This is a genomic window from Oceanispirochaeta crateris, assembly GCF_008329965.1.
Lineage (GTDB): Bacteria > Spirochaetota > Spirochaetia > DSM-2461 > DSM-2461 > Oceanispirochaeta > Oceanispirochaeta crateris.
Genome location: NZ_CP036150.1, coordinates 36,378 through 48,477 on the forward strand (window position 1 = coordinate 36,378; position 12,100 = coordinate 48,477).

7 protein-coding genes are annotated in these 12,100 nt (G+C 46.0%); 4 read left to right on the forward strand and 3 right to left on the reverse strand.

What is annotated here, in order from left to right:
* Positions 1–74: 74 nt before the first annotated feature.
* Positions 75–5,570 (reverse strand): ATP-binding protein, encoded by a 5,496-nt coding sequence (locus EXM22_RS00155; RefSeq protein WP_149484560.1) that lies wholly within the window; start codon positions 5,568–5,570, stop codon positions 75–77.
* 236 nt (positions 5,571–5,806) lie between these two features.
* Here EXM22_RS00155 and EXM22_RS00160 point away from each other — a divergent pair, with 236 nt between their 5' ends.
* Both EXM22_RS00160 and EXM22_RS00165 read left to right on the forward strand, forming a co-directional pair.
* Positions 5,807–7,012 (forward strand): NAD(P)/FAD-dependent oxidoreductase, encoded by a 1,206-nt coding sequence (locus EXM22_RS00160; RefSeq protein WP_168203252.1) that lies wholly within the window; start codon positions 5,807–5,809, stop codon positions 7,010–7,012.
* 62 nt (positions 7,013–7,074) lie between these two features.
* Entirely contained in the window at positions 7,075–7,533 is a 459-nt protein-coding gene (locus EXM22_RS00165; protein ID WP_149484562.1) for a DUF4395 domain-containing protein, read from the forward strand.
* Positions 7,534–7,583: 50 nt separating this feature from the next.
* Here EXM22_RS00165 and EXM22_RS00170 read toward each other — a convergent pair whose 3' ends face one another.
* Positions 7,584–7,925 carry a P-II family nitrogen regulator gene (locus tag EXM22_RS00170; protein WP_149484563.1) on the reverse strand — a complete coding sequence of 114 codons (342 nt, stop codon included), beginning with the start codon at positions 7,923–7,925 and terminating at the stop codon, positions 7,584–7,586.
* 12 nt (positions 7,926–7,937) lie between these two features.
* Entirely contained in the window at positions 7,938–9,266 is a 1,329-nt protein-coding gene (locus EXM22_RS00175) for an ammonium transporter (protein ID WP_149484564.1), read from the reverse strand.
* Between the two features lie 325 nt (positions 9,267–9,591).
* On the opposite strand from EXM22_RS00175, the gene EXM22_RS00180 reads away from it, so the two are divergent.
* Positions 9,592–10,398: a hypothetical protein gene (locus tag EXM22_RS00180; RefSeq protein ID WP_149484565.1), complete on the forward strand. Its 807-nt coding sequence runs from the start codon at positions 9,592–9,594 to the stop codon at positions 10,396–10,398.
* A 22-nt stretch (positions 10,399–10,420) separates the two neighbouring features.
* Positions 10,421–12,001: a response regulator gene (locus EXM22_RS00185; protein ID WP_149484566.1), complete on the forward strand. Its 1,581-nt coding sequence runs from the start codon at positions 10,421–10,423 to the stop codon at positions 11,999–12,001.
* Positions 12,002–12,100 lie beyond the last annotated feature (99 nt).

A 12,100-nucleotide genomic window follows, 5' to 3' on the forward strand; every position in this document is an offset into this window, starting at 1 on the left:
GTTGTAGGTCAAAATCTTCATAAAAAAATCCCCGGCAGGGATAAAAACCGGGGATTTGAGAAACTATTTAAAAGTCAGAGCTTCATGCCCTCTTCTATTGTTTGAATCAGGTAGGGCCTGATGTCTTTCGGGTTGACAATATCGTCGATTGAACCCACCTCTTTTGCTCTGTTTACCGAATGAATCTGGTCAAACTTTTGTCCTAAAGCGGTTTGCTTCTCATTGTAGATAGAACTGTAGAGTTCATCATACTCTTTCTGTGAACAGTTCTTCTTGTTCAATTGTTCGACGCATTCGGCTATTCTAGGATCAGAGAATGTCTCTTTTTGTACTTCCCTTGGAAAGACAACTGCCGCGGCGGGAGCTCCACCCAAAACGGAAGCAAAGGAGCCTTCCAGAGCGGCTGCCCTGAGGTTGGGATTCAGCGCTTTGGAGAAGACCACGTAGGCCCCGCCGTGATACCGTGCCACCACTAGGAAGGCAATGGGTCCCTTGAAGTTGACGATGGCGCGTCCGATTTCCGCTCCGTATTCCAGCTGGAGGTTGCGGAGGCTCTCGGGGGAACCGTCAAAACCTGAAAGATTGGCCAGAATCATTAAAGGCATCCTTCCTGAAAAAGCATTAATTCCACGGGCGACCTTTCTGGAGGACTGGGGGAAGAGAGTACCACCTGTCCAGTTTTCTGGTCCATCATGTGGAATGGCCCCCATTCTGTTTAGTGGGCGGCTTTCTATGCCGATCATTCCTGTGGCGATACCACCCACTCTGGTTTCCCAGATGATCGAAGTATCCGCATCTTTCATCCTCTGCCACCGCTCAAAATATCCGGCATCTCGGTCTATGATAGACTCCATGACCTGACGGATATCAAAGGGCTTTTTCCTTTCCGGATTCTTCTCCATGCTGAATATATCACCGATGGTCTTGAATCCCTGATCCAGAAAGTCATTGTATTTGTCCTTGGTAATATCCCTGTCTCTGGGATCATCCGTTTTTGTCCGGGGGGGATGCTTTGTTCCGGCTATTTTATACGTGTAGGCATAGTGGTTTAAGAGGATGCTGTAGGCTTCTGCCAAGTTGCGGGCTCTGATCTGAGATTGCCCATTGGGACCCATAATCTTCTCAGCTCCTCCAATATCCAGATTGGTTTCTCCCGATACTGAACCGGAAAAATCCAAAGCCCTTTTTCCCGTGAGGAGCATAGAGGCCTCATCTGTCATAATCAGAAGTCCCCGGGTGTGCATCAGCATCGTTGCTTCGGCATTCCAGTAGGATTGGGCTCCAACATTGACCCCCGGAACGATGATATTGATTTCGCCTCCATTTTGGGTAAAATTGATGATCCGTTTGAGGGCCGATGCCGTCCAGTCCAGGTTTTCTGTGCCGGTTTTCATATCTATTTTGGCACCCGAAGAGATGGGAAGCCATTCTACGGGAATATCCTTTTCTTCGGCCAGGTCCAGGGCGGCTATGACCCTCCTGCATTCCGGTTCTGACAGAGAACCAAGGTCCTTTGTGGGATCAGAGAGGATGATGACCCTTTCGAGGGTTGTTGTTTGGTCTATATGAGGGTGACGGATCAGTCCGAAAATCATGTTGGACTCATTTTCGCCATAGTTCCGGTCTTTCACTGACACAGGACTCTGGGTTCCGTCACTGTTGATTTTGATATCATACTCTTCAAAGTCACCCCGGGGAAATCCCTTGTACAGGGGGAGTCCCGCATAGGTGATCATCTTGATAAACTCATAGGGATAAACCATGTTCCGCTGACGGGCCCGCACAACCTTGCTTGTGTAGAGGTCCTGGGTGAGCAGATTGTTGGATTGTGGTTTTCGAGAACGCATGGTGAACTGGTCCTGGGACATGTTGGACATGATGAGTTCCAGTTCCCTGATGGCGTCTTCGCTCCAACGTTTTCGTCGGGTGTAAACCACTATCTTTTCAAGGCCTAAATCATGGGTCATGGGCAGGATCTTCTGTCCGTATTCCTGCATTTGTATTAGCTTCAGGTTTTGGAGTGAGCGGTTATGAAGGATGATCCTGTTCCATTGGAGGCGGAATTTATACCGGGCCTGGACAGATCTCATGGCATAGACGCAGTCCATAAAGACCGACTCAAACATGACCATCCGGCTAATGGAAGCATTTGACCATTCCGGTTTCGGGTCTGAAAAACTGCCCAGGGCAAAGAGCCTCTTATCCTTCGGATTGCTTTTTTCTGTCGATTCTAAGAGGGTCACCGTATCCGACTTATAGAGGATCTTATGATCAAAATTCTGCAGACGAATGACTCTCAGTTCCCTGAATTCCAGGGGATTGAATCCTCTGTAGAGCTTTTGTTCAACCCATCCCTCTGCTGTGATTTCATAGGAGCGGTAGAATTTGCTTTCTGTGGGACAGAACCATCCCAGACGGAAAGCCAGGACTCTTTCATCTGTTAGCCAGGGAGCCTTATTCAGATAGTCTGTATCGGCGGGTTTCTGTGAAATAATCAGACAGTTTATCTTGATTCCACTGTGTTTCCCCAGATCGGCAATGTCCCTGATCAAGCTGTCACAAAGGTCTGAATCTCTGATGACTGTGGTTATATTCTTATGAACGATATCCAGATCCAGATTTCGGCTCTCGCAGTAGTATCCCCAGTATGTGCCGGATTTCAGGAGTTTGCCTGTGATAAACTCTCTATCTCTGTTCATCCGCCTGCCCAGGGCCTCCATACCCAAGGCTCTTCCCGTGTCATCATCGCTCAGGGCCAGTTCGCAGAGTCTATCCATGATCTCCGCTGAGGAGTCGATGATCGTCTGCATGTCTTCTGAAATCTTACTCTTAGACGATCCGTTTTCTGTGAGTTCTCTGAGCATGCTTTCAATTGCCTGACTCTGACGTTCTCTCATTTGTGATACTGTCAATGCATCGATGATCTTGTATCGGGCAAAGAGGGCCGCATCGGCGGTGGAAAGGTCTTTGGTTTGGGTGAGTTCGATAATCTGACTGATCAGTACGGACAATCGGCTACGGTCCTGGGAGGTCAGCTCCATGTTCTGAAGGGAGAAGAAGATCCTTTTCAAAACTTCCAGTTTCTTGCTTAACCTTCCATGGGACTGAAATATCCTATAAAGGGCCCGGTTCTTCTCATCCTGCGTGGCTTCTTCCTTGTGGTAAAAACCGGTACAGGTCTCAAGGTCATCAACAAATATTTGGGGGAGACCCTTCTTCTTTTCCTCATGTCTGAGGAAGTAATGTGTCAACATTTCCTGGTAGCTGACGGGCCGGGCATAGCTGTCTGAATTGATTTCTATGGTTGTAAAGAGCTTTTCCACCGCACAGAAGCTGGCCATGATTCTGAGAACCTCTGAAACCACTTTGGGACTCTCTCCAGGATTTTCATCCAGGTGGTTGAGTATCTCCTGAAAGTTTCCTTTGGCGGACTCCCCATAGTCATATCCTCTAAATAGTGCGTCCAGTTCTGCCAATATCCTCTTAGTTTTATCCTCTACTGTTTCGCTTTCTAGAGGAAAGTTTACCGGTTCAGAACCTGAGACCTCGTTCTGCTGTTCCTGATCCTTGATATCCAAAAGAACCAGAGGCTGTCCCGCCGTAATCTGGGCTCCTCCTGAGATGCAGATCTCACTGACGATTCCATCTGCGGGAGATTCTACCAGCATTTCCATCTTCATGGCTTCCAGGACAACCAGGACATCCCCTTTTTTTACTTTGTCTCCTGTTTTTGCCTGTATGGAAAGGACTATGGCTGGAGAGGGAGACTTGACATATCCTCCGGATTCACTTTCAAGCATCACAGGAAACCCATCCACTTCGCATTGAAGCATGTCCGCTCTGTTCACCATCAGGATGTTGTAACGTTTTTCCTGAAATATCAGGAGAGATTCCTGATTCCCTTTCATATAGGTGCAAATCAGATCCTCTCCCTCATAGTTAATATGATAGGAGCTATTTGCCACACAGCGAACCTGAAATTTATAGCTGTTGCCGTTGTTAGACAGGATTATTTCATATCCCTTGGCGTCTGAGAGGGTCCTGGGCCTGCCGATACGGTTGATTTCTTCTTCAAAGTTCATATAATCCGTGCGGAATTGGGTAAGATAGAGTTCTACCGCAGCTGCCAGTAAGGCGGCTCTTGTTTTTTCCACGTGAACTTGAGCCGTTCTTGTTTCCAGAAGTTCCTCAACAAAACCAGTGTGGATTCCTCCCTGTTTTATTTGGGGCAGACTCAGGAGTTCCAGGAGAAAGGCTCTGTTTGTTGTTCCATTATGTATATTGATTTTTAGTGAATTCAGGGCCTGCTCCAGCCGAGCCAGGGCTTCTGGACGGGTGGGGCCATGGGCAATGATTTTGGCAACCATGGAATCAAAGTCAGATGGAATTTCACTTCCTTCTTCTATTCCGGAATCCACGCGGATACCAGGGCCGGCGGGAGCCCTGAACAGCTTCACATACCCCGGTGCAGGGCTGAAGTCTCTGTCTGGGTCTTCAGCATTGAGCCGGACTTCCGCAACGGCTCCGTTGGGTTTTCTGTCCCGAAGGTCAACCTTTAATCCCCTGGCAACGTCTATCTGTCCTTTCACAAGATCGACGCTGTAGAGAGTCTCTGTGATAGGGTGTTCTACCTGAAGCCGGGTGTTGACTTCCATGAAGTAGTACTCATTTCGTTTCAAGTCAAAGAGGTATTCTACTGTACCGGCTCCCACATATTCTGCTGCCGTAATCAGTCTTTCCGCGGCTTTTTCCATGTCTTTTAACATGGTTTCGGGGAGTCCTACAGGTGGAGTTTCTTCGATGATTTTCTGGTTTTTACGTTGGGCTGAGCAGTCTCTAACACCAAAAGTGTTGACTGTTCCATGGCTGTCGGCGAGGCATTGAACTTCCAAATGACGCCCTTTTTCTACAAGAGCCTCGATGAAGACGATGTCATTGCCTGTGATCCGGAGGGTTTCTTCCTGTGCCGATTTGAACTGGGTAGCCAGCTCTTCCGGGGTTCTGACAAAACGGATTCCCCGGCCGCCGCCTGCATTTGAAGCCTTTACAATGACGGGATAACCGATCTTCTGAGAAATCTTCTCCGCATCAGCCAGGTCTTTGACGGCTTTCCGACTCCAGGGAAGGATGGGAACATCCGCCTTTTCAGCCAGGTCTTTGGCCTGGATTTTATCACCCAAAAGGGCCATGGCTTCACTTCCCGGACCCAGAAAGGACAGGCCGAGGGCTTCTATTTTTTCTATAAAGGGGGCATCTTCTGAGACGAATCCCCAGCCGACCCAAAGGGCGTTACATTTCATTTTTTGTATACCCTGAATCATCAGTTCATGATCAAGATAGGGTGATTTCTGTTTGCCCGGATATTCGGCTAAGTCTGACAACAGAAGAACATCATCTGCCATTTTGACAAAGGGAGCATCCATTTCCGCTTCTATATAGAAAGCGACTGTCTTTAAATCAGTTCCATGGAGGCTGTTATACTCTTTGACAGCTCTTATAAAACGCAGGGCTGCCTCACCTCTGTTAATGATTCCGATTCGGGCATTTTCTTGTAGGATTACCTTCTGCATATTCCATCCTTAATCTTTGTTGCGTTGGACTGTCAGGGTCCGTTCAGAGAGCGTATGCTCCAGAATACTGCCTTTATATTGACACTTTATTGAGAAATGTCAAGATACAAGAAGCTAGGGATAGGCCAAAAGAGGGATCTTTTCTCTTTGGTTTAAAGGCTGATGATTCCCTTATCATATGGTCAATTATGAAAAAAAGCTGGTTTTCTTCAGGTCTATTTCTTAGAATGATACTCATGAAAAAATCCATATCCTATTACGATTATATCATCATTGGAGCCTCCAAAGCGGGACTAACGGCGGCTACTGTATTAAGAGAGATACAGAAAGACGCAGCAATTCTCATTATAAACGGAGAAGACAGGCTTCCTTATAAAAGAACCCATTTAACCAAATTTCTAGCTAGGGGTTTTGACACCGATGATTTTGCTTTGGAAAAGAGGGCTTGGTTTCAGGAACAGTGTATTGATCTATTGGACTCTCCGGCTCAAAGCATCGATAGTAAAGAAAAGTCCCTTCGTTGTGCGGATGATAAGAAATATTTCTGGGGGACTCTTCTCCTGGCTACCGGTGCCGTACCAAAAGAGTTGTCCATACCGGGCCATCAATGGTTAAGTCATCTGAGAACTGCCCGGGATACAGAATCTATCAGAGCCAAGCTGCTTCAATGCAAAGACGTTCTGGTTCTGGGACAGGGCGTAGAAGGGGTGGAGCTGGCGGAGCAGTGTTCCCGCTTGGGGCTGACTGTGACCCTCATCGGCCGGGATGACAGGTTGATGAAGCGTTGGTTGGATGAATCTCAATCAGCCAGACTTCTGGCGCTGCTAGAACAAAAGGGTGTCCGTTGTATTTTCGGACAGTCTCCCTGTGAAATCGGTAAAGAAGGGGAGGGGTATACCATGAAATGTGACAATCAACAGTTCCATGGGGATATGATTCTCTCTTCCACAGGCATTTGTGGAAATCCTGTGCTGGCGGAAGACCTGGGAATCTATGCTCAGACTGGTGTGCCTACAGACCTGTATTGCCAGACTGAAATTCCCGGAATATATGCGGCAGGCGATGTTGTTCAGACACCCCCCGGATGGCCTACAGGCCTCTGGCACTGGGCAGAGTATTTGGGTACTGTCGCAGCGATGAATATGGGCGGTCAAAAACAGATGATGGAAAACAGGCCCACCAGGCTCAAGAGTGAACCCTTTGGAAGTTTTTATTATTCCATGTCCTATCAGGAAGTGCAAAGCTCAGACAAATCTGATGTGTTTATGGACAATGACCGCGGCTATGTGAGGATTTTTTCCCGCGAAGGCAGGAGTATCTCTGCTCTCATGACGGGATTAGGGAAAGGCATTTCAAAAATCCTTGATGCAGGAGTCAAAATAGGAAAAGCTCCCGGAAAAATATTTGCTACCATTGAAGAGGCGATGAAGGACGGAGAATGAAAATATTATAAATAAGATAATATATATTGATAAATACTAGTAAACCTACTATATTACTAGGCATGAATATTTTAAGCATTCCCCAAAAAGTAAATTCTAATGTGGTACGGCTGGTAGGAGGGCAGGTATTTCTCCTCTCTATTGTTTATATTCTCCTAAGACAAGCTGTTATTCCTGCATTTTTACTGTTGGATTTTATGATCCGTGCCGCAGGACGGCCCCGATTCAGCATCCTGGCTCAGGTGGCAGTCCTTCTGGCCAAAATATTTGGCCTCAAAGAAAAACCTATCTTCTTCTCCCCTAAGAGATTTGCCGCCGGGATTGGTGTGGTTTTGACCGCGTCCACTCTCATTGCCTTCATGGCCGGCGCAGTGAGCTTAAGCTTGGGGATCATCTCTATATTGGGTATTTTTTCATTCTTGGAAGGGGTTTTTGGATTTTGTGCGGGTTGTAAAATCTATGGTTTCTTGATGATGAAAAACATAATTCCCGACAGATTTTGTGAAGTTTGTGCACACTAAGGGATGGATGCCCTGCCGTAGGGAAGGGCATCTGACACTTTCCTTATTAACTAACCAATGGCGTCCTGACCTCTTTCTCCGGTTCTGATACGGACGCACTCCTTTAACTCGGTGACAAAGATCTTTCCATCCCCGATGTTACCCGTCCGCGCTCCCTTTATAATGGCATCGATGGTAGGTTCTAAAAACTCTTGGTTGACGGCAATTTCTATCTGGAGTTTGTTTCTGAGAACGATTTCAGAATGAACACCTCTAAAAGACTCATCATATCCTTTCTGCTGGCCGCATCCCTTGGCTGAAGTCACTGTCATTTTATGAACATCAGCTTCAAATAGAGCCTTTTTAACATCTTCAAATTTTTGCGGTTGAACCAAAGCGGTAATTATAAACATAGTTTGTCTCCCTTATTCTATTATCTGGAATCCCGTATATGATTCCAATCCGTGTTCTCCAATATCCAGGCCAAGATTTTCTTCATCCTTGGACACCCGGAGGCCTATGGTCAGATCTATAACCTTGAAAATCGTTCCCATTGTGACCAGGACGAAGGAAATGATGGCGATGATGCCCAAAAGTTGAATTCCAAGTTGGGAAAATCCACCTCCATACAGCAGACCATCTGAGGGGAGGCCCAAGGCTGATTTTCCAAAGATACCAATGGAGATCGTTCCCCATATCCCGTTCACTCCATGGACTGGAAACGCACCAACAGGGTCATCAATCCTGATTTTATCAAGTCCGATAGACGCTAGAACGACAATTATCCCTCCAATGGCTCCAATCACGATGGCTGCCCAGGGATCTATGAAAGCACAGGGTGCGGTCACGGCCACCAACCCCGCCAAGGCTCCATTGAGTGCCATGGAAAGGTCAGGTTTCCCTGAAACCATCCAAATGGTGATCATCGCGGTGATTCCACCAGCAGCGGCGGCAAGGTTGGTATTGATGGCAATTCTGGCTATGAGATTTCCATCGCCCACAGAGAGTGTAGACCCCGGGTTAAATCCAAACCAGCCAAACCAGAGGATGAATACACCCAATGAAGCCAGGGGAATGTTGTGACCGGCAATCATTTTGATGGTTCCGTCGGGTCTGTACTTTCCCATGCGGGGTTTGAGAAGGATTGTTCCTATCAGGGCGGCAACACCACCGGTTGTATGGACAACTCCAGACCCAGCAAAGTCGTTGAAACCGATGGATGCCAGCCAACCGCCTCCCCAGACCCAATGGCCGATAACGGGATAGATGAAGGCTGAAATTAGGAACGAGTAGATAAGGTAGGCCTGAAATTTCATCCTCTCAGCCATTCCTCCGGCAACAATTGTCGCCGCGGCACCACAAAAGGCTGCCTGAAATAGCCAGAAGGCAAAAAGAGGAACATCCGCCGCACTCTCCGCTCCTATGAGGAACCAGCCACTGAGTCCCAGGAATCCGTTCCCCTTTCCAAACATAAGGGCATAGCCAAAGACGAAGAATCCCAGAGAAGCCATACAAAAATCCAAAAAGTTCTTGGTCAGAATATTCGTTGTATTCTTGGCTCTGATAAAACCTGCTTCTACCATTCCGAAACCGGCCTGCATGAAAAAGACCATGAAAGCAGCCATTAAAACCCAGAAGGTATCCAGTCCGGCTATGACTTCACTCAGGTCATCACCGTCTGCCCAAATTCCAGAGAGGGGCATGAGCAGAAGGAGGGCCGTAAGACCTCCTTTTTTGAAGGATAATTTGTTCATATTTATTATGTACTCCAATTGATTAAGTTGAAAATTAGTAAGCAATTGTTGTACCTGAATATTACAAAAAGGTAAAAAACAAAAGATTAAAATTTTAAAATGATATATGGCAATAAATTGGTCAATGTTAAATAAAATACCTATATGTAAAAAGTATTTATACCCAGTCTTGCCATCCCAAAAATCATACGGAATTGTCGATAAAATTTCATAAGTTACACAATTGTGAGCAAGAGGTGGTGAAGGTTAAAGTCTCATAGGCCGATAGATAGAGGAACAAGAACAAATAAGGATTAAACCCTCCGGACAATACAGGATTTTACTGATGAATGATCCCCAGAATCATGTTGATGAAATACATGAACAGTTAGATAAGATGCTGAATCATAAATTGTTCCGAGGGGCGAAGAGATCATGCAGTTTTCTACTCTATGTGAGCAACAAGGTTCTGTCTGGACAGGGATACCAGATCAAGGAGTTTTCTATTGCCGTTGATGCTTTTGGTCTGGAAACCACCTTTGATCAGCAAATTGATCCCAGGATTAGAGTGGAGGCAAAACGCCTGAGAGACAGGCTGAAACAATACTATGAAGGTCCCGGAAGGAATGATGATGTCATTATATCCATGACAAAAGGATCCTATATTCCTCAGTTTCATTTCAGATCGGATCAACAACAGATGGCCCTTTCCTCAAGCGAAAAGGGCTCCTCTGCAGGTTCTCCCACAGGAAGCCCTCTCTCTATCCTCATAGATAAGCGCTTCAATCTGCAGCTTCTTTTCCTAATGGATTCTCTCTGTGAATCTTCTAAAGTAAGCTTACAATCTTTTCACTACCTCCTGGTAGACCTTCTTTTTCAAAGTAGTAAGTTTGAGGCGGCAACGCTGTCTTTGTCGGAGATAGTCTCACAACAAGAGAAGGTCTTTTCATTGTTGTGGGAAATCCAGGCGTATCCTCAGGGAGATTGTTTTATGCTGAATATGAAACTCCTGTTGGAATCTTCTGGCATCCTAATCCGGAATTTTCAGAGGAAACTGAATCAAGCCGATCTCGTGGATGAGGAGTCTCTCTTTGAGGCAGCCCGAGATCTAGTTCAGGATCAGCTTGACTTTTGCAGGAGATTAAAATCATGAAATATGAAAGGAAGGCTTTGCTATGATATTGGATCATTCAAGAATTCTAATAGTTGATGATAACGAGAATATCCGGGATGTATTAGAAGAAATTCTTGTCCTGGAAGGGTATGAAGTCTACAGCTGTAGCCATGCTGAAGAGGCTCTCGACCAGGCTAAAACTGTTCTTCCCGATTTGTTTCTCTTAGATATTCGATTGCCCAATATCGATGGTATTGAGTTATGCCGTATTCTGAAAAAAGATCCGACCACCAGTTCTATACCCATTATTTTTATAAGCGGACTATTGGGTATGGAAGAGAAAGTTCGGGGATTTAATGCGGGTGCTGCAGATTATATCACCAAACCATTTCATAATCTGGATGTACTCATCAGGGTCAATACACACCTTATGCTTAGGAAGAATACTTTACAATTGAAATCTATGAATGATGATTTGGAACAAAAAATTCAAGAGAGAACCGCAGAGTTGCGGGTAGCTCTGGATATGGCAGAAGAAGCTAATGATGCAAAATCCGATTTTCTATCCAATATCAATCATGAAATGCGCACCCCCTTAAACGGTGTTTTGGGTATGCTGAAATTGATGGGCACACTGCCTATGGACGATGATATGGAAATGTATCATAGCTTAGCTGAATTCTCGGCCCGTCAGCTATCGGCAGTCATCTCGGACATTCTTGAGTATACACAACTGGACGCAGGATCCATGAAGCTCCGGTATACCTCATTCTCTCTTTATGAATGTCTGAATAAGGTCTGTTTACTTCAGAAAACCCATGCAGAAAACAAAGGACTCGATCTGTCCTGGACACTTCCTGATGCTCCCGCTTTTTTTGTAAGCGATGAAATACGCCTCGTCCAGATTGTAAGCAACCTCTTGATTAATGCCATAAAATATTCAGTTAGTGGAGCCATAACACTGCGTTGCACCCTCACAGAAGTACTGAAAATTGAAGTAAGAGACCAGGGGCCGGGGATTCCTGAATCCAGGATAGAGGATATATTCAAACCTTTCATACAACTTGAATCTCCCTACACAAAGGAACACAACGGTACAGGTTTAGGTCTGGCCATTTGCCGGAGCCTGTCTCTGGCCCTGGGTGGGTCTTTGGAATTGGAATCCCGGGAAGGAGAAGGAAGCTGTTTTACCCTGGTTTTACCCCGTCAGAAAGAAGAGCCGGGGAAAACTGATCAACAGAGTAAAGACATCCTTCCTTTAGAAAGACCGCCCCTTATACTGGTGGTAGAAGATGATACGATCAACCAGTACCTTCTGGAACAGATCCTGGAATCCAGAGGATGGGAGGTTTTGCAGGCGATGAATGGGGAAGAGGCCCTGGAGGAATTAAACAGTTCACAGCCGGATCTTATCCTGTTGGATATGGGATTGCCTAAAAAGAGTGGATATGAAGTCCTCAAGGAGGTCAGAAGCATGGGTCAGTATGACGATCTGCCGATCGTTGCGGTGACAGCCTACTCTCACAAGGAAGACCTCGAACGTTTTGAAGCGGCAGGAATCAATGATGTCATAACAAAACCAATTTCAGAAGAGGCCCTCTTTCAGTCTATCTCTAGGCTGCTGGCATTAGGAAAACACTGAATCCCTTCCCGGCATCTGTAACAGTAACATCTCTCAGTTTACTTCATGTTTTTTAATAAATTCTTTAATCTCCTCCTATGTATAATAAATGGAGATTCA

What these genes read in the sequence shown, in the direction of transcription:
- EXM22_RS00155 (WP_149484560.1), bottom strand. Translation starts at nt 5,570, where the DNA reads ATGCAGAAGGTAATCCTACAAGAAAATGCCCGAATCGGAATCATTAAC.
- EXM22_RS00160 (WP_168203252.1), top strand. Translation starts at nt 5,807, where the DNA reads ATGAAAAAATCCATATCCTATTACGATTATATCATCATTGGAGCCTCC.
- EXM22_RS00165 (WP_149484562.1), top strand. Translation starts at nt 7,075, where the DNA reads ATGAATATTTTAAGCATTCCCCAAAAAGTAAATTCTAATGTGGTACGG.
- EXM22_RS00170 (WP_149484563.1), bottom strand. Translation starts at nt 7,925, where the DNA reads ATGTTTATAATTACCGCTTTGGTTCAACCGCAAAAATTTGAAGATGTT.
- EXM22_RS00175 (WP_149484564.1), bottom strand. Translation starts at nt 9,266, where the DNA reads ATGAACAAATTATCCTTCAAAAAAGGAGGTCTTACGGCCCTCCTTCTG.
- EXM22_RS00180 (WP_149484565.1), top strand. Translation starts at nt 9,592, where the DNA reads ATGAATGATCCCCAGAATCATGTTGATGAAATACATGAACAGTTAGAT.
- EXM22_RS00185 (WP_149484566.1), top strand. Translation starts at nt 10,421, where the DNA reads ATGATATTGGATCATTCAAGAATTCTAATAGTTGATGATAACGAGAAT.